Genomic DNA, 18,687 nt, shown 5'->3' with positions numbered 1-18,687 from the left:
CGTCCCTTTGCGACCTCAGGCCTCAGCCACGGCCAGTTCCTTGAAATTCGCGAAATCCCAGCCACGCCCCGGAGCAGCCTCGATCAGCGCCTTCGTGTAAGGGTGTTTCGGGTGGGCGAGCACACTCCTGGCGGCGCCGTGCTCGACGATCCGCCCGCGCTGCATCACCACCACGTCGTCGCAGATCTGGGCGGCGACGCGCAGGTCGTGGGTGATGAACAGGATGGCGATGCCGAGCTTCTTCTGCAGATCGTCGAGCAGATCGAGAACCTGCGCCTGCACCGAAACGTCGAGCGCCGAAACCGCCTCGTCGGCGACAAGCACATCCGGCTCCATGGCGATCGCCCGGGCAATGGCGATGCGCTGCCGCTGGCCACCCGAGAACTGGTGCGGATAGCGGCCGAGCGCATCGGCGGGAAGCCCGACGATCTCCATGAGCTCTCCCGCCCGGGCAAGCGCCTCGGCCCGCGGCTGGCCATAGTTGAGCGGCCCCTCGATCAGGCTGTCGCCGATGGTCCAGCGCGGATTGAGCGAGCGGAACGGATCCTGGAACACGATCTGGATGTGCTTGCGCACGCCGCGCAGCTCGCGACGCCCGATGCTGGCGATCTCCTGGCCGGCCACCTTGATGCTGCCGTCGGTCGGATCGATCAGCCGCATGATGCAGCGGGCGACCGTCGACTTGCCGGAGCCGCTCTCGCCGACGATGCCGAGCGTGCGTCCCCGCGAGATCGTGAAGGAGACGTCGCGCGCCGCCCGTGTCGGCTCCCGGTTCACGAACCAGCCCGACTTGCCGTAGTTCTTCTGCAGGTCGTCGACCACGAGAACCGTCTCGCTGCCGCCCTGCCGCTCGTCGCGCGCATGCCGGGGAACGAGGCTCGGCACGGCGGCGAGAAGATCACGGGAATAGGCATGCTGCGGATTGCGCAGCAGCGTTTCCACCGGTGCCTGCTCGACGATCTCGCCGTGGCGCATGACATGCACGGTGTCGGCGATCTCGGCGACGACGCCCATGTCATGGGTGATGAACAGCACCGCGGTACCATGCTTTTCCTGCAGCTCGGCGACGAGGCCGAGGATCTGCTGCTGGGTGGTCACGTCGAGCGCCGTTGTCGGCTCGTCGGCGATCAGCAGCTTCGGCTCCAGGATCAGCGCCATGGCGATCATGATGCGCTGGCGCTGGCCGCCGGACAGCTCGTGCGGGTAGGAACCGAAGATGCGCTCGACATCCGGCAGATGCACCTGCTCCATGATGTCGAGAATGCGCTGGCGCCGCTCGCGGGTGCCGAGCTTGACGTGGGTGTCGAGCATCTCGCCGATCTGGTCACCGACCCGCATCACCGGGTTCAGCGCCGTCATCGGCTCCTGGAAGATCATCGACAGATGGACGCCGCGCATGTCGCGCATTTCCTGCGCGCTGAGGCCGAGCAGGTCGCGCCCCTCGAGCAGGATACGCCCGCCGGCGGTCTCCAGCGCTCCCTTGGGCAACAGCCCCATGGTGGCGAGCGACGTGACGGACTTGCCCGACCCGCTCTCGCCGACCAGGCAGACGGTTTCGCCGGCGCGGATCTCCAGGCTGATGCCCTTCAGGACCTGGTGTTCGGGACGGCCGTCGATCTGGACGACGAGATCCTCGATGGACAGGACGACCGGTGCGTCCTCAAAGCTCCTGGACTTGAACTTCATGTCACGCCTCCCGCTTCTTGAGCCGCGGATCAAGCAGATCGCGGGCGGTATCGCCGAGCAGGTTGATCGACAGAATGCAGAAGGACAGCATCAGGCCGGGCCAGAAGATCAGCATCGGCTTGATCTGGAAGTAGAGCCGGCCCTCGGCCATGATGTTGCCCCAGGTCGGGATCTCGGTGCTGACGCCGGCGCCGAGGAAGGACAGGATCGCCTCCGTCAGGATCGCCGAGGCGCAGATGTAGGTTCCCTGCACGGTGAGCGGCGCCAGCGTGTTGGGCATCAGGTGCTGCCACAGGATCTTGGGTGTCGAGGAGCCGAGAGCGATGGCCGCCTCCACATAGGGCTCCTCGCGTGCCGACAGCACGACCGAGCGCACCAGGCGCACGACGCGCGGAACCTCGGGAATGGTGATGGCGCAGATCACCGACCACAGGCTCGGCCCGTTGAGAGCGACCAGCGCGATGGCCAAAAGGATCGAGGGGATCGCCATCAGGCTGTCCATCACCCGCATGATGATCGCGTCCGCCATCCGGAAGAAGCCTGAGACGAGACCGATAGCAAGGCCCAGGAACACACTGACCAGCGCGGCGCTGATGCCGATCAGCAACGAGATCTGACCGCCCATGAGAACGCGGGAGAAGATGTCACGACCATAGGCATCGGTGCCGAGCATATAGGTCTCGCTCGGCCCCTTGAGCCGGTTGAGCGCGTCGATCGACAGCGGATCATGCGGAATGTAGAGCGGCGCGAAGGCGCAGGCGATAACGATGAGGACGAGCACGAGTGCCGCGATCGTCGGGCCGACGCCGAGGCGCCAGGAGCCGGGCAGCGACAGCAGGCCGAGCGCCCGCTGCATGCCGGAAACGGGTTGCGGTGTCGCGGCCATCAGTAGCGGATCCTCGGATCGATGAGACTATAGGAGACGTCGATCAGGAGATTGATCATCACGTAGAGGCCGCTGGTCAGCAGGATCATCGCCTGGATGACCGGATAGTCGCGGGCCAGGATCGCGTCGACGGTGAGCCGGCCGATGCCGGGGATGTTGAAGACGCTTTCGGTGACCACCACGCCGCTGACGAGCAGCGCGAAGCCGGTGCCGATGATCGTCATGATCGGGACGGCGGCGTTCCTGAGGGCATGGCGGAACAGCACCCCTCGCTCGGCGACGCCCTTGGCACGCGCGGTGCGGATGTAGTCCTCGCCGAGAACCTCCAGCATGCTGGCCCGAGTCATGCGCGCGATAAGCGCGATGTAGATCGTCGCGAGCGTCAGGCTCGGCAGGATCGCCTTGGAGAGAAACTTTCCGAAGTCCTTTGACGGAGCGGTGTAGCCCTGCACGGGAAGCCAGTGCAGCTCGATCGAGAACGCCTGGATGAACAGATAGCCGATGACGAAGACCGGCACGGAAAAGCCGAGAACGGAGAAAGTCATCACGGCGTAGTCGACGGCAGTGCGGTGACGCCAGGCGGCGAGCACGCCCATCGGCACGGCGAGCAGCACGGACAGCGTGATGGTCAGCAGCGCGATGTTGAGCGTCGGCCAGATGCGCTGGCCGATCATGCCCATCACCGGCGTGTTGGAGATCAGCGAGATACCGAGATCGCCGCGGGAGAGCTGCCCCATCCAGGTGCCGAACTGCACGAGCAGCGGATCGTTGAGGCCGAGCGAGGTGCGGATCCGCTCAAGCTGCGCGGGCGTTGCCGCATCGCCGGCGAGGATCGCCGCCGGATCGCCGGGCGTCAGCCGCAGGAGCAGAAACACGAAAATCGCAACAATGACCATCACCGGAATGACGGCGAGGCATCGCTTGAGGATGTAACCGATCATCGGAGGAATGATCCCTTCCCAGTCTGGTTCGCGAAAGACCGCTCGAACGACCGGCGGCCGGCCCGGGAGGGAGCCGTCGCTGTCCGGTCGGATCGGCCGGCGAATTGGCCCGGCGCGAGGCCGGGCCAATCGTTTTTTGGGATCACTCGGTCTTGTCGATGCCCCAGAACACGGGCACCGGCGACGGGATCATGTCCACCAGCTTGTTGCTGCGGGCCTGCGCCGTCAGGTACTGGCCGAGCGGGATGTAGATCACGTTGTCGAGTGTGTGAGCCTGGATCTTCTTGGCGACTTCAAGCTGCTCGAACGGCGTGGCGGCGGCGATGAACTCCTCGCGAAGCGCCTCCAGCTCGTCGTCCTTCGGCCAGCCGAACCACGCCTCGTCACCACGGCCGTTCAGCATGGCGCTGACCAGCGGCGAGCTGATTTCCGGCACGCCCCAGTTGGTGAAGAACAGGTTCCAGCCGCCCTCCGAGGGCTTGGCCATCGACGCGCGGCGGGTGACCAGCGTCTGCCAGTCCATCGGCTGCATGTCGACGTTGAAGCCGGCCTCGCGCAGAGCCTGGGCGGCAACAACCGGCTGAGCGGTCAGCGTCACCACATCGGTCGGCTGCATGAGAACGACGGGCGTGCCGTCATAGCCGGATTCCGCCAGGAGCTTCTTGGCGCCCTCGACGTCGCCGCCGTTGACCAGCGTCTCCGATCCGGTCGGATCGGCCAGCGGTGTGCCGCAGCCGAAGATCGCGCCGCAGATCTTGAAGTAGTCCGGGTTGCCGACCAGCGTGCCGAGGACATCGGCCTGGCTCATCGCCATCATCGCCGCCTGGCGCACCTTCTTGTTGTCGAAGGGCGGATACTTGAAGTTCATGCGACCCATGGTCTGGAAGCCGAGCGGATCGCGGACCTCCGTGGTGACCTCGTCCGAGGACTGAAGGATCGGCAGAAGATCGATCGGCAGCTGCTCGATGTAGTCGATCTCACCCGACATGATCGCGTTGACCGCGGTCTGGGCGTCGGGCATGCTCACCCACTTGACCTTGTCGACCTTGACGACCTTGCCGCCGGCCATCCAGCTCGCCGGCTCGTCGCGCGGCACGTAGCCATCGAACTTTTCGTAGGTGACGCTGACACCGGGCTGATATTCGCTGTCCACGAACTTGAACGGCCCGGAGCCGATGTATTCCGTGATCGCGCTGTCGACGGAGGTGTCGGCAATCCGCTTCGGCATGATGAAGGGCGGCAGCGCCGACTGCTTCGACAGAGTGTCGAGGAACGGCGGGAACGGCTCCTTGAGCGTCCAGACCAGCGTCTTGTCGTCGGTCGCGGTCAGGCTCTCGGTGCGGTCGAAAATCAGCTGGCCACCGGAGTCCTTCTTGCCCCAGCGCTTCATCGAGGATTCCGCGTCGGCCGCCGTCACCGGAGCGCCGTCATGGAATTTCAGGCCGTCGCGCAGCGTGAAGGTGTAGACGAGCTTGTCGTCGGACACCGTCCATGAGGCCATCTGCGGCTGCGGCGCGAACTTGTCGTCCTGCGCGATCAGCACGTCATAGATCATGTAGGCGTGATCACGCACGATATGAGCGGTGGTGAGCACCGGATCGAGCACGCGCAGGCCCGAGTGCATCACCGCGGTGATCACCTTCTCCTCGGCCGAAGCCGGCGACCAAAGCCCGGTCGAGGCCAGCATGGCCGCGGCCATGACCCCGCCGACGGCCCGGCGCATGCCCGGCGTCTTTCTTTTCGCGGTCCCCTTGCGGACCCCGGTCTTCAAATCCAACATGCCTGTTCCCCTTTTTTGGTTCAGTTGCTGCCATGTTCGTGCCCCTGCCCCGGCCTTGTTTCTGCCGGTGATCGAAGCAGCTCCTCCCGGCGCCTCCTAGGAGACCATGGGACCCTCCTGCGCCACGCCGCCGGCCGGCGGCGTGAAGCTGGGTCCCTGCGGCGACAGCCGCAGTCCCGCCTCGAGATTCCGGAACGGAAGATCATATGCGTTGAGAGCCATCGGCCCCGGCGCGGTGCACACCAGCACCGTTTCGGCGATCGGCTCGAAATGCGCACGGAAATGCACCGAGCTCTTGTTGACCAGGATCGCCTGCTCCAGCGGCTCGATGCCGACGTAGCGATACATTTCCTGATCGGCGAGCTGCACCTTGCGGCTCGCCAGAACGACCTTGACGCCACCGATGGAGACACAGGCGCTCGGTCCGAGATCCATCTCCGTGTCGCCGTAGAACGGCCCGCTGGTGCGGAAGCGCCCATCGGAGAGCTTCTCGACCCGGAAGGTCGCCTCGAACGGCTCGTCGCCGGCAACCCCGCTCTTGCCGCCGAGCGACAGGCGGACGTCCGCGCCCTCGCCCGCTGCATGAGCGGCGGCGGCCGCTTGCGGATCGACCATCAGGCCAAGCGCGGCCCGCTCCGCCCCTTCGCTGACCAGCGCGCGCAGCATGCCTGCGGTGTTTGAATCGCCGCCGGCTCCAGGATTGTCCTGCGTGTCGGCGATCACCACCGGCTTTGATGCGCCCGCGGCGATGCGCATGGCCTCGCGCACCCCTTCCTCGGGCGCATAGGCCCTTCCGGCAAAGGCGCCCTCGCTTGCAAGAAACAGGTCGCGAAGCTCGTCGGCGGCGCGATCCGCCGCCTCCTGGGTGCGACCGTAGGCCAGCACCACGGGCGAGCATTCGTCGAAATCGGCAGCCGGAAAGCCCATCAGCGCGGAAGCCGAGACGACGTCGCCGCGCTCCATCTCCGCGACCCGCGCATAGAGACTGCGGGCCGGCTCGATGGTCGTGCACTGCCAGGGGATGGGGATGAGATAGGGCACCCGCCGCATCGCCTTGGCAAGCCGGCCGTGGTTCATCACGTGGTCGAGCATTTCCGCCGTCAGCCGGCCAGTCTCCGCCATGTCCACATGCGGATAGGTCCGATAGGCGACCAGCACGTCAGCGTTGTCGACCATCCGGCGGGTGGTGTTGCCATGCAGATCGAGGCTCGCGGCAAGCGGCACATCGGGCCCGATGGCGCGGCGGATGCGCTCCAGGATCTCGCCCTCTCCATCGTCGACATGCTCGCAGACCATGGCGCCGTGAAGATCGAGATAGACGCCGTCGAGCGGACCTGCGTCGGCCAGTCGCGCGAGAATCTCGTCGGCGATCGCCTCATAGGCGTCCCTGCGCACATGTGCCGAGGGGATGGCCACGGTCCACAACAGCGGAACCACCTCCCACCCCCTGTCGCGGGCAACTTCGAGCGCACCGGCAACGCCGATGTTCACACCCGGCGCGCGCTCCAGAATTTCCTCACCACGGCTGATGGGAATGTGTCCGCCGCCGTGATTGAAATCCTCGATCGTCGCCTTTGTCGGAGCGAACGTATTGGTCTCATGAAGAAAACCGGCAAACGCCACACGCTTTGTCACGCGCTCTCCCTCCCATCGAGAGGGTATCGGCTTGCGCCGGAGCCGGGTGCCCCGATCAAGGCGAATCCTTGGAATGTCAGGAAATCCATGGCCAAGTTCACTCCAGCGCGGTATATCGTTATGCGATACAGTTGTATTGATTTCAGGTTAGGACGCCCTTGCTACTTTCGTCAATGCCTTTGCGCGGCGACGAGAGGCTTTCGAGCCAAGACGAACGGAACCAGATGACGATAAGCTCCGAACCGACCACCGCCGACGAACAGGCCGACAGGGACAATCCGCTTTTCGTCCAGTCCGTGGACCGTGCCCTGCGTGTGCTGTCCGCCTTTCGCGGCGCCGAGCACCCGCTGTCGCTCGGCGAACTGGCCGACCGCGCCGGCATCGGCCGCAGCGCCGTCCAGCGGCTTGTCTTCACCCTGCGAGAGCTTGGTTATATCGACCGGGATCCGGCGGATTCCGGCTACGTTCCCGGCATCCGCATCCTCGACCATTCGCACGACTACCAGCGCCTCAACCCGGTCATCGTGCGGGCTACGCCCGTGCTCCTCGAACTGCGCCGGGCCGTGCGTGAACGCGTCGATCTCAGCCTGCGCGACGACCTGCGCCTGGTTTACGCCCAGCGCCTGCAAAGCAAGCGCGAGATCCTGACCTCGACGCTCGTCGGTCATGCGGTGCCGATCCACGCCACCTCCGGCGGCTGGGCGATCCTGGCAAGCCTCGAGGAGGCCGAGGTCGACGACATCCTGGCGCGCAGCGACCTGCGTGCCATCACTCTCAGGACACTCACAAACCCCGACGCGATCCGCACCAAGGTGGCCGAAGCGCGCCGTGAGGGTTTCGCTCTCGCACAGGAACAGGTGCTGCTTGGCGAGATCGTCATCGGCGTCGCCATTCGCGGCCTCGACGGAACCCCCGTCGGCGCGATCCACGTCGCCGGCTCCCTGTCCGAATGGCAACCGGAAGATTACGCCCGTCACGTCGCCCCGCTCGCCATGGCCGCCGCCGCCACCATCAGTCGGAGCTGGCCGGAACGGCCGGCTCGCTGAACAAGAAGCAGACTGGCGCACCACGGCGAGACGGGTCATGACAGTCAGAGCTCCGGCCACTCGGTGATCGGTCCCACCCAGCTTTCATAGGCGCGGGCAAGCCCCAGCACTGTCAGATCCTCGAAACGGTTGGCCACGATCTGCAGGCCGATCGGCATGCCTGACGACGAGAAGCCGCAGTGCACCGAACAAGCCGGCTGGTCGCCCATGTTCCAGGGCATCGTGAAGCCGATGTGGTCGAGCGAACGCTTGGGATCGTTGGTCGGTCCGGCCCACTCGGCCGGGAAGCCGACGATCGGGTTGACCGGAGAGAGGATCGCCTCGACCTGCATCAGGGCGCGGGCTCCGGCATCGCGAATGGCAAGCATCTGGTCGAAGCCCGCCGCGACGCTGGCACCGTCATAATCCTTGGCCGACGCCGCCCATTCGAGAATGAAGGGCAGGATCTTCGCGCGCCGTTCCGGCGACATGTCGCGCATCCTCGACCAGAAACGGGCCTGCCAGAACGCATCGACGCCGTTGAGCATCTGGGGCGTCATGAAGGGCGAGAGTTCGACGATCTCGGCGCCTTCCGCCTCGAACCGGCGAGCCGCCGCCTCGATGGCCGCACGCACCTCCGGATCGACGGCGATGCCGCAGCCGGCGTCGAGCATAAGACCGATCTTGCGCCCCTTCACGCTCTCCGGCGCGACGTTCCAGTCGAGATTCTCATGGCGCACCGAGGTGGCGTCGCGCGCGTCCGGCCGGGTGAGCGTCTCCATGACGACAAGACTGTCGTCGACCGTGCGCGACATCGGCCCGTGGCAGCGGCCGGGATAATAGGGATAGACCGGCACGCGCCCCTGCGTCGGCTTGAAGCCGAAGAGCCCGCACCAGGCGGCCGGAATACGGATCGAGCCACCAATATCCGTGCCCATGTGCACCGGGCCGTAGCCTGCCGCACCTGCCGCGCCGGCACCGGCGCTGGAGCCGCCCGGATTCTGACCGAGGTCCCAGGGGTTGCGGCTGAGATGGTGAAAGCTCGACAGACCCGAGCTCAGCATGCCGTAGTCCGGCGCCGTCGTCTTGGCGAAGAAGATGGCTCCGTCCTCGCGCAGCCTTGCCGCCGCCGGAGCGTCTTCCTGCTCGGGAACGAGGTCCACGGCCGCCGTGCCGTTGGGAACCGGATCCCCCTTCGTCGCGATCATTTCCTTGATGCTGATCGGCAGGCCGTCGAGCGGCCCGACGGGCTCGCCCTTCTTCCAGCGCGCGGTCGAGGCGTCCGCCTCCGCGAGAGCCTGCTCGGGGCGATACAGGTAGAGCGCCGCGACCTTGGGTTCGACCGCATCGACACGCTCGACCAGCGCACGCATGTACTCGCTCGGCGAGAACGACCCCGACGCATAGGAAGAAAGGATGTCTCGGGCGGAAAGGGATAGCAGGTCGCTCATGTCGCTCCACTCGGCTGGAAAGGCAACCGGATGGCTGCCTGCAGGATCATGTCGGGACCGCGGCATGGCACGGTCGGCACCTGATCGCCAGGAAGAGAAGGCCCTCCCCGACCATCACGAACGCCAGCCTGCACAACCTGGCAGTGTCAATGCAACGTCAATTTTGTGAGCATAGTGCAACGGAAACCGGAGCACTCAATCAAGAATGCCGCTTTCCCGATAGGCGCGCAGCCGGGATTCCAGATGAGAGGCCAGCCGTTCGGCGGCAAACGTCAGTGTGCGGCCCTTGCGCAAGCTAAGCTGCAGGCTCGTATCGATGACGATGTCCGACGCAAAGGGCCGCGCGACAAGCGCCCCCGCGGTGATGTCACGGGCCACGGAAAGCCGCGGCAGCACCAGGATTGCCGCCCCCAGCCGGGCGAGCTCCTTCTGCACCGTGATCGACGCCACGGAGAAGGTGACGCAAGCTGGCGGGAGGCCCGATTGCCTCAGCCGCTCCTCGATCAGCCGGCGTACACTGAAGGAAGTGTCAGGCAGGGCCAGAGGGTAGCGCGCCAGGTCCTCGAGACCGATCTCGGCCTGCCGCGCCAGGGCATGATCCGGCGACAGGATCGCGGAATGCGAAAGCGGAAACCGGCAGCGGCAGACGACCTGCGGGTCGTGGGGCGAGAAGATCGTCAGGGCCAGATCGCTGTCGCCGGCGGCCACAGCCCGCAAGGCCTCCGTCGCCGACCCCTCCTGCACGGAGACCTGCACAGCCGGATAGAGCTTGTGGAACTCTGCAAGGCCGGCTGCAAGGATCGCCCCGCCGGTCGCGCCGTTGACATGCACGGACACATCGCCACGCTTCAGCCCGCGCATGTCGTCGATGAACTGTCGAGCCTGGTCGAACTCGCGCATCGCCGTGCGCGCATGCACGGCCAGTTGCTCGCCAGCCGCCGTCAGCACGATACCGCGGGCCCCACGCTCCACCAGCGGCGCGCCGAAGTGATACTCGAGATTCTCGAGCTGCCGGCTCACGGCAGTCGGCGACACGCCCAGGTTCTGCGCCGCCCGACGGATCGACCGGCACTTCACAAGCTCGTTGAAATAGGCAATCGCCTGCAGCTGCATGACACCCCGCTCCGCAGTTCCGCTCATTCCATGGCAGAGCCGGCGTGCAAGCGCAATTCAGGGCGTGACAAGCATGCGGAGGAAGGAAAGTGGTGATCCCGACAGGATTCGAACCTGTGACCCTCAGATTAGGAATCTGATGCTCTATCCTGCTGAGCTACGGGACCCTGAAGCCAACGACCGAAAACCCGGCCTGCAACCGCATTCTACCGCGTCGCCACAGGGGACGACACAGGCGCTTGATAGCAAATCGGTGCAAAAAATCAATTTCCTTGGTCGCACATCCCACAACGCACACGAGATACGAAAGCATCAGCCCGCACACGCAAACGCGCCCTGATTTAATTTTCAGCACAAAAAAGCTGCTTAATAAAAGCGAAATGTATCGTAGGGTAAGAATGAGAAAAAATTTCAAAGAACACAAAAATACGTACAACAGGCGAATTGAGCCAACTGTGCACCTGCGCGCTTCATCGGCTCACCGAGAGATTTTGACGCATGAGCCCAGCATCGCAAAGTATCAGGACGGGGTACGACGGCCCATCTGACCACGCCCGCCTGCTCGCCGCGATAGATTGCCTCCCCCAACCCGCCTGGATGTTCGACACGGACGGGCGCTACCTTGCGCAAAGCAGCGTCGACAGGGAAACCCACGGCCCCTTGATCGGACTCTTGCCAACTGAGGCACGCGTCGGCCCCGACGAGGGCCGTGTCTGGCTCGATCTTCATCTGCGCACCATTGCGGGCGAGCACATCCGCTACAGCCGCGAGCTCGACACGGCGCACGGGCGCATCATTTCCGAGACCTCCATATCGCCAGTCTGGCACAATGGCGCGATTGTCGGCGGCGTTGGCATTTCCGTAGACCAGACCCAACGCGCGACAGCCGAGAAAACGCTCCAAGAAACCCACAAGAGGATCAGCGATTTTCTGAAGATCTCCTCGGACTGGGTCTGGGAAACCGGACCGGATCTGCGGTTCAGCGCGGTCTATGGCGACGACACCCGCTTCGGTCTCGACTTCTCCCGCTGGCTCGGCAAGACCGGCTGGGAACTCCAGGGCGTCGACCCGGCCCACTATCCGCTCTGGGCAAGCCTTGTCGCAAAGGCGATGTCTCGACAGCCGATCAACGATTTCATCCATCCACTCCAACTTCCCGACGGCAGCCGGCGATGGATCGAGATGAACGCAGAGCCGATGTTCGACGACGCGGGCACCTTCACCGGCTACCGCGGGGTCAGCCGCGATGTCACCGACCGCGAACGCCTCAACCGGATGCTGCGCCGCTCCGACCTGGTGATCAATGCCACCGGCAACCTGATCGTCCTGTGCGATGTGCAAGGCCGCATCGAATGGGTCAATCCCGCCTTCAGCAAGTTCACCGGCTACTCCCTGGACGACGTGGTCGGGCAACGCCCTTCCGAGTTCCTGGAAGCCCCCCGGACGAATACGAAGGCAGAAGCCACCTCCGAGATCGACGCGGCTCTCGCGGAAGGCCGCGAGATACGAAGCCAGGTTCTGAACCGCAAGCGCAACGGTGATCGCTACTGGGCGGACATCCAGGTTCGCCCCTTGTTCGCTGCCGACGGATCGATCGCCGGATCGATCGGCGTTCAGACGGTCATCACAGACCTTGTCACGGCGCAGCAGCGGCTCACCGCCACGCTCGACGGCGTCGCCGCCGGCATGCTGCGGGTCAGCGAGAACGGTCAGATCATCGAGTGCAATGCTGAAGCATGTCGCCTTCTCGGCCAGACCGAGGAGCAACTTCTGGGGCGTGAGCCGCTCGACGACACCTGGATGACCCTCTTCGCCGACGGTAGCCCGCGCTCGAAGAGCGACATGCCCGCTGCCATGGCCCTGAATTCCGGAAAGCCGATGAAAGGGGAGATCATCGGCGTGCGACTGCCCGACGGATCGACCCGCTGGCTTCGTCTCAACGCAAACCAGATCGTCTATCAGAACACCGACGTTTCCGAGGTCATCGTCAGCTTCATCGACGTGACCGGCGACGAGGAGCAGAAGCGGGAATTGGAAACGGCCCGCTCGCTGCTGAACGATGTGATCGAAACCATCCCAGACGCCATCGCCGCCTTCGACACGAACGACCGGCTGATCCTGTGCAACGAGGCCTACCGCGACTTCTACGCTCTCAGCGAGCCGGAAATTCTCCATGGAGCCACCTTCGAGGAAATCCTGCGGCACGGCGTCGAAGTGGGACAGTTCGAGGGCGTGGGTGCAAGCGCCGACGAGCGGGAAGCCTGGCTGAGAAAACGCATGGAGGAGCATCGCCAGGCAGACCTGGCGCCTTCCATGCACCAGCTTGCCAACGGTCGCTGGATCCAGGTGCGCGAGCGCCTGTCCGAGAGCGGCGTTTCCGTCGGCGTGAGCGCCGACATCACGGCGCTGAAGACGGCCGAGTTTGCTATCCGCAACATGGCCGAGACCGATTCTCTGACCGGCCTCGCTGACCGCGCGGTGATGATGCGCGACCTTTCTTGCGTGCTGTCAGGCACGCGCGGACAGGACGAGGGCGGTGTTTTCGCGCTGCTCGATCTCGATCACTTCAAGTCGATCAACGACACGCTCGGTCACGACGGCGGCGACCAGCTGCTCTGCGTCATCGCCAACCGGCTGCGTCGCAACACCCGACGAACCGATGTCGTGGCGCGGCTCGGAGGCGACGAGTTCGCGGTCCTCATCCATGGCGTGTCCGACGAGGCCGTCGCCAAAGCGGTGATCGACAAGTTGCACCATGCCCTGACGGCCCGTGTCACCATCAACGGCACGACGCTCCTTCCCGCCGTGTCTCTTGGCGTGACACTGCTTCCCAAGGATGGGGCGAGCGCCCTTGAACTTATGAAGAATGCGGATATCGCGCTCTACCGAACCAAGGATTCCGGTCGCAACGGCTGGACATTCTACGACGTAGACCTGCGCCGGAGGCTCGAGACACGGCGCGACCTGGCCGAACAGCTCCAAAGCAATAACGCCAACGACCAGGTCGACATCATCTTCGAACCGAAGCTTGAGCTCGCGACCGGCCGGATCATCGGCCACGAGGCCCGCGCCCGACTGTTTCACCTCGGCGAGGAAATTGCGCCGGAAACGGTCCTCGCCATCGTCGAGGAAAGCGGCCTGGGGCTCCACCACGCCGAACTGCTTCTCAACCGGGCGCTGACCAATATTTCCGCGGCCCTTGCCGCGGGCGAGGATCCGGGGCATGTCGCCTTCAACCTGACGACCGAAGCGCTGCGGGATCAACGGTTCATCGAGATCGTGCGCCTGGGGCTGGAGCGATACTCGGTCCCGCCCGAGCGGCTGGCGTTCGAGATCACCGAAACATCGCTGCTCGACCGGTCGGTCAGCCGGGTGTCGGAGACGCTCGACGGGCTCCACCGCCTCGGGGTGACGCTGACGCTGGACGATTTCGGCACGGGTTATGCCTCTCTCACCCACCTGAAGCACTTCCCGGTGTCGCGGCTGAAGATCCATCGCTCCTTCGTCGCCAACGTCGACAATGACAACGGCGACGCGGTCATCGTGCGCATCCTCATCGAGCTTGCGCACCATCTGGGGATGACCGTCACGGCGGACGGGGTGACCACCGACGCGCAGATCGACGCGCTCAAGGCCCTGGGCTGTGACTATATGCAAGGCACCCGCGCCGGATCACCGCGCCCGCAACTCGGCCCCGCCGCTCCGCCCGAGGGAGCCTGACCGCAACTCCTTCGGAACCGGCTGTCCGAGCTTTCAATCCGTGCGGTTGGCCTTGTACCAGGCGATGGTGGAGCGAATCCCCTCTTCCAGCGAGATCCGCGGCGCCCAGCCAAGCTTGGCGAGGCGCGAAGACTCCATCAGCTTGCGCGGCGTCCCGTCAGGCTTGCCCGCATCGAAGGCCAGCTCGCCCTGATAGCCGGTCTCGCGAGCGATCAACCGTGCCAGATCACCGATCGAGATCTCCTGGCCGGATCCGACATTGAGCGGCTCCGCGCCATCATAGGCGTCGAGAAGGAAGACCACCGCGTCGGCGAGATCGTCGACATGCATGAACTCGCGCAAGGGCGTGCCGCTGCCCCATATCTCGACATGAGGCGTGCCCGCCTCGGCGGCCTCGAGGAACTTGCGGATCAGCGCCGGCAGGACATGGCTCGTCTTGAGGTCGAAATTGTCGTTCGGGCCGTAGAGATTGGTCGGCATGGCCGAGATATAGGCAAGGCCCTGCTGCTGGCGGTAGGCTTGGCAAAGATAGATGCCGGCGATCTTGGCGACCGCATACCACTGGTTTGTCGGCTCGAGCGGCCCGGTCATCAGCGCATCCTCGCGGATCGGCTGCTCGGCATGCTTCGGATAAATGCAGGACGAGCCCAGGAAGACAAGGCGCTCGACCCCGGCCCCGGCCGCCGCATCGATCACATTGGTCTCGATCAGCAGGTTGTCGCGCAGGAACTCCACCGGTTGCGTGGAGTTCGCCATGATTCCACCGACCTTTGCCGCGGCGAGGATCACCGCGTCGAGCCGTTCCCGGGCGAAGAAGGCGCGCACCGCGCTCTGATCGCACAGGTCGAGTTCGGCACGGCTGCGCGTAACGACCTCGACCGGCTCACCCGCCAGCCGGCGATGGATCGCCGAGCCGACCATGCCGCGATGTCCGGCCACGAAGATCCTGCGCCGCCGGCCGTCCTGGTTCGCTTCACTCATGTCCTACTCGTCCCGTCCGTAAGCGCGCCGCGCGTGGCGCTCGGTCCTCAGAAGCTCCATGTCGGCATCGACCATCTCGTCGACCAACGCCGAGAAACCGGTCGTGTGGCGCCAGCCCAGCCGCTCGCGCGCCTTTGTCGGATCACCAAGCAGGAGCTCGACCTCGGTCGGACGGAAATAGCGCGGATCGATGGCAATCAACGTCTTGCCGCTCGCCTTGTCGCGGCCGGTCTCGTCCACCCCCTCGCCCGACCAGACGATATCGCGCCCGGTTCGCGCGAAGGCGCGTTCGACGAACTCGCGCACCGAATGCATCTCGCCGGTGGCGAGCACGTAGTCGTCGGGCATGTCCTGTTGCAGCATCCGCCACATGCCCTCGGCATAGTCGCGGGCATGGCCCCAGTCGCGCTTGGAATCGAGGTTGCCGAGGTAGAGTGTTTCCTGCAGGCCGAGCTCGATCGCCGCGACCGCGCGGGTGATCTTGCGGGTGACGAACGTCTCACCGCGCAAAGGGCTTTCGTGGTTGAACAGGATGCCGTTGCTGGCATGCATCCCGTAGGCTTCGCGGTAGTTCACCGTGATCCAGTAGCCGTAGAGCTTGGCCGCACCATAGGGCGAGCGGGGATAGAAAGGCGTCGTCTCGCGCTGCGGGGTTTCTTGAACCTTGCCGAACAGCTCCGAGGTCGAGGCCTGGTAGAAACGGCAGTCTTTCTCCATGCCGAGGATGCGAAGCGCTTCGAGCAGGCGCAGCACGCCGATGGCGTCGGCGTTGGCCGTGTACTCCGGCGTTTCGAAGCTCACCATGACATGGCTCTGAGCCGCGAGGTTGTAGATCTCACAGGGACGAATCTCGCCGACGAGGCGGATCAGGTTCGAGCTGTCGGTGAGATCGCCATAGTGCATGAAGAAGCGTGCGTCGGCGTCGTGCCGGTCCTGCACGATGGGGTCGATGCGCCCGGTGTTGAACGAGGATGAGCGCCGCTTGAGACCATGCACCTCATAGCCCTTGTCGAGAAGCAGGCGGGCGAGATAGGCCCCATCCTGTCCGGTCACGCCGGTGATGAGGGCGCGTGGTGCTGTCATCGACTGTTCCCCTTGAGCGCAGGTCGGCGGACGACCCGATGGAGGTTCCTCCTACTGCACTCAACGAAGACAGGCAACCGCGGGCAGGCCGCAACGACGCGCCCGCGGGCAGGTACCTCTTTACCCGCAGTAGGCGATCTTGTCGGGCTGCACCTTGAGGAGCGCCTGGCGCAGCTTCTCCAGTGCCCGGCTCTCGATCTGGCGTACACGCTCCTTGGAGATGCCAAGCTTCTGCCCCAGCGCCTCCAGCGTCGCGCCATCCTCGCTCAGCCTGCGCTCACGCACGATCCTGAGTTCGCGCTCGCTAAGCACGGCGAGGGCATTCTCCAGCCAGCGCGACCTGCGTTCGGTATCGATCGCCACGCCGACAGCCTCTTCGGGAAGCGGATCGGGCGAGACGAGAAAATCCTGTCGGTCGGAACTCGAGCCGTCGCCCTCCATCACCGGCGCATTGAGCGAGGTGTCAGGCCCCGACAGCCGGGCGCTCATGGTCTCGACGTCGGTCGTCTTCACGCCCATGGTCTCGGCAATCTGGCCGACAAGTTCGGACTCGGAGATCTGCGTGACACCACTCGACAGCTTGGCCCGCAACCGCCGAAGATTGAAGAACAAAGCCTTCTGCGTCGACGAGGTGCCGCCACGCACGATGGACCAGTTCCTGAGGATGTAGTCTTGAATCGAGGCGCGGATCCACCAGGTGGAATAGGTAGAGAAGCGAACTTCGCGCTCCGGATCGAAGCGCGCCGCAGCCTCGAGAAGCCCGATATGGCCCTCCTGGATAAGGTCGCTCATGGACAGGCCAAAGTTGCGGTACTTGGCGGCAACCGCGATGACGAGGCGCATGTGGGCAAGGCTCAGCCGCTCGAGGGCACTCTCGTCGCCATCGCTTCGCCAGGCGACCGCGAGATCATGTTCTTCTTCGCGGGTGAGATAGGGCGCATTCATGGCTGCGCGAACCAGTTGACGACGGTTGCCGGAAAGATAGCTCACGGTCAGTTCCTCCGCGTCTTGCGTTCTCTGTCTTGTATACGCCTGGCCCCGGCGTTCGGTTCATTTCACAATCTTTGAAACAACCGGAGACCGCGTGATCTTGAGCGGTTGCCTGTCGCCATCCAACTGTGTGCGAGGCACAAGACAGTTCCCCGTTTTCCGCAGGAGCGGACACCAATCCATGGTGAGGGCGCACGCAGCAGGCCGTGGCATCGACAGGCACCACATCAGTTGGTCCGAGAATGCAGCACCTCATCGATCAGCGCAAATCGCACTTCCGTTACCCTGAGATCAGATTCTCTTATGAGGACGTCACACCGGGGCGACGAGGCCTCGCCAGCGCGGGCCCCAAAAAAAAGCCCAGCGCATGCGCCGGGCCTTCAAACAATCCAACCGGAGTACCGGGCGGAAGCCTCCGCAACAACGTCCGAAAACGCGCGTGCGGGGGCTCCTGTCAGGCAGCCTCGGTCTGCTCCGCGTCGCCATCCTCGCCGTCGCCTTCCTCGGCGGCCGCGGCCGCTGCCTTGCGGCTGGCGGACTTGGCGAGGTTCTGTTCGATCTGGCGGATCGCCTCGGTGTCGGAGCACTTCTGGACCGCAGCGATCTCGCGCGACATCCGGTCGAGAGCGGCCTCATAGAGCTGACGCTCGGAGTAGGACTGCTCGGGCTGGCTGTCGGAACGAAACAGATCGCGCACGACTTCCGCGATGGCAATCAGATCGCCGGAATTGATCTTCGCTTCATATTCCTGGGCGCGGCGGCTCCACATCGTGCGCTTCACGCGCGGACGTCCACGCACCGTCTCGAGAGACTTTTTCACTTCGACGGGCTCGGCGAGCTTGCGCATGCCCACGGAAGCGATCTTCGCTACCGGAACGCGAAGCGTCATCTTGTCCTGCTCGAAGTTGATCACCAGAAGCTCGAGCGCATAGCCCGCGACATTTTGCTCCTCGATCGCCGTGATCTGGCCGACGCCGTGAGACGGATAGACGATAAACTCGCCCGTCTTGTAACCCTGTCGCTGCGCGGTCTTCTTCATCGTTGTTGCCATACGCCTATGCTACTCCTGCGCAGTTGCGGCCAATTGCGGCCGTCGGCGAGTCCGGCCCTGCGCCGTCCCACCCTTCCACGGAGAAACGCACGTCCACGATCCCTGTACGATCCAGGGCCGCCGGCGTCCGTTATTCGCTGATCAGTCGACCGAACATGTAACCCCAGTCGTAAAGGAGAGAAGCCGCGGACCGCTCAAATCGAGACTGGACCGCAACCATAAAAAAACCTCCACCGGGAGGGAGAGAGACCGGACGATCGGTAACTGAGGAAAATACTATATCACGAAATCTTCTGATTTCAAAGCATCGCTCACAGGCACACGCGTTCGTCGGGGCGCGCGCGC

13 protein-coding genes and 1 tRNA gene are annotated in these 18,687 nt (G+C 64.6%); 2 read left to right on the top strand and 12 right to left on the bottom strand.

All coding sequences use genetic code 11. The features are described from left to right. Nucleotides 1–15: 15 nt before the first annotated feature. From ACN0WF_RS04645 to ACN0WF_RS04625, 5 genes are all read right to left on the bottom strand, one after another. Nucleotides 16–1,686 (bottom strand): ABC transporter ATP-binding protein, encoded by a 1,671-nt coding sequence (locus ACN0WF_RS04645; RefSeq protein WP_417771610.1) that lies wholly within the window; start codon nucleotides 1,684–1,686, stop codon nucleotides 16–18. 1 nt (nucleotide 1,687) lies between these two features. After that, nucleotides 1,688–2,572, bottom strand: coding sequence for an ABC transporter permease (locus ACN0WF_RS04640; RefSeq protein WP_417771609.1), 885 nt, complete (start codon nucleotides 2,570–2,572; stop codon nucleotides 1,688–1,690). Further along, on the bottom strand, nucleotides 2,572–3,513 hold the full coding sequence (locus ACN0WF_RS04635) for an ABC transporter permease (protein WP_417771608.1): 942 nt from the start codon (nucleotides 3,511–3,513) through the stop codon (nucleotides 2,572–2,574). The genes ACN0WF_RS04640 and ACN0WF_RS04635 overlap by 1 nt, the downstream gene beginning before the upstream one ends. A gap of 142 nt (nucleotides 3,514–3,655) precedes the next feature. After that, nucleotides 3,656–5,236, bottom strand: a complete 1,581-nt coding sequence (locus tag ACN0WF_RS04630) for an ABC transporter substrate-binding protein (RefSeq protein ID WP_417771607.1) — start codon at nucleotides 5,234–5,236, stop codon at nucleotides 3,656–3,658. Nucleotides 5,237–5,389: 153 nt separating this feature from the next. Next, nucleotides 5,390–6,928: a M81 family metallopeptidase gene (locus tag ACN0WF_RS04625; protein WP_417771606.1), complete on the bottom strand. Its 1,539-nt coding sequence runs from the start codon at nucleotides 6,926–6,928 to the stop codon at nucleotides 5,390–5,392. Between the two features lie 224 nt (nucleotides 6,929–7,152). Between ACN0WF_RS04625 and ACN0WF_RS04620 the strand changes: the two genes are divergently transcribed. Further along, nucleotides 7,153–7,974, top strand: a complete 822-nt coding sequence (locus ACN0WF_RS04620) for an IclR family transcriptional regulator (protein WP_417771605.1) — start codon at nucleotides 7,153–7,155, stop codon at nucleotides 7,972–7,974. Between the two features lie 44 nt (nucleotides 7,975–8,018). Here ACN0WF_RS04620 and ACN0WF_RS04615 read toward each other — a convergent pair whose 3' ends face one another. The 3 genes from ACN0WF_RS04615 to ACN0WF_RS04605 all read right to left on the bottom strand — a co-directional run bounded on the left by ACN0WF_RS04615 (nucleotide 8,019) and on the right by ACN0WF_RS04605 (nucleotide 10,684). Next, complete coding sequence (locus tag ACN0WF_RS04615) at nucleotides 8,019–9,404, bottom strand: amidase (protein WP_417771604.1); 1,386 nt, start codon at nucleotides 9,402–9,404, stop codon at nucleotides 8,019–8,021. 195 nt (nucleotides 9,405–9,599) lie between these two features. Continuing rightward, nucleotides 9,600–10,517 (bottom strand): LysR family transcriptional regulator, encoded by a 918-nt coding sequence (locus ACN0WF_RS04610; RefSeq protein WP_417771603.1) that lies wholly within the window; start codon nucleotides 10,515–10,517, stop codon nucleotides 9,600–9,602. 90 nt (nucleotides 10,518–10,607) lie between these two features. Continuing rightward, nucleotides 10,608–10,684 (bottom strand) — tRNA-Arg (locus ACN0WF_RS04605). A 493-nt stretch (nucleotides 10,685–11,177) separates the two neighbouring features. Here ACN0WF_RS04605 and ACN0WF_RS04600 point away from each other — a divergent pair. After that, a complete protein-coding gene (locus ACN0WF_RS04600; RefSeq protein ID WP_417771602.1) occupies nucleotides 11,178–14,237 on the top strand; it encodes an EAL and GGDEF domain-containing protein in 3,060 nt (1,019 codons plus the stop codon). 33 nt (nucleotides 14,238–14,270) lie between these two features. On the opposite strand, the gene ACN0WF_RS04595 is transcribed toward ACN0WF_RS04600, so the two are convergent. The 4 genes from ACN0WF_RS04595 to ACN0WF_RS04580 all read right to left on the bottom strand — a co-directional run bounded on the left by ACN0WF_RS04595 (nucleotide 14,271) and on the right by ACN0WF_RS04580 (nucleotide 18,342). Beyond that, complete coding sequence (locus ACN0WF_RS04595) at nucleotides 14,271–15,218, bottom strand: GDP-L-fucose synthase family protein (RefSeq protein WP_417771601.1); 948 nt, start codon at nucleotides 15,216–15,218, stop codon at nucleotides 14,271–14,273. Between the two features lie 3 nt (nucleotides 15,219–15,221). Beyond that, a complete protein-coding gene (gene gmd / locus ACN0WF_RS04590; RefSeq protein WP_417771600.1) occupies nucleotides 15,222–16,301 on the bottom strand; it encodes a GDP-mannose 4,6-dehydratase in 1,080 nt (359 codons plus the stop codon). Nucleotides 16,302–16,421: 120 nt separating this feature from the next. Beyond that, nucleotides 16,422–17,297 (bottom strand): RNA polymerase factor sigma-32, encoded by an 876-nt coding sequence (locus ACN0WF_RS04585; RefSeq protein WP_417771715.1) that lies wholly within the window; start codon nucleotides 17,295–17,297, stop codon nucleotides 16,422–16,424. Nucleotides 17,298–17,745: 448 nt separating this feature from the next. Continuing rightward, nucleotides 17,746–18,342, bottom strand: a complete 597-nt coding sequence (locus ACN0WF_RS04580) for a CarD family transcriptional regulator (protein WP_417771599.1) — start codon at nucleotides 18,340–18,342, stop codon at nucleotides 17,746–17,748. Nucleotides 18,343–18,687: the final 345 nt, after the last annotated feature.

The organism is Stappia sp., assembly GCF_048268045.1.
In the GTDB taxonomy this organism is placed as follows: Bacteria; Pseudomonadota; Alphaproteobacteria; order Rhizobiales; family Stappiaceae; genus Stappia.
This window is presented reverse-complemented; position numbering and strand designations above follow the sequence as displayed.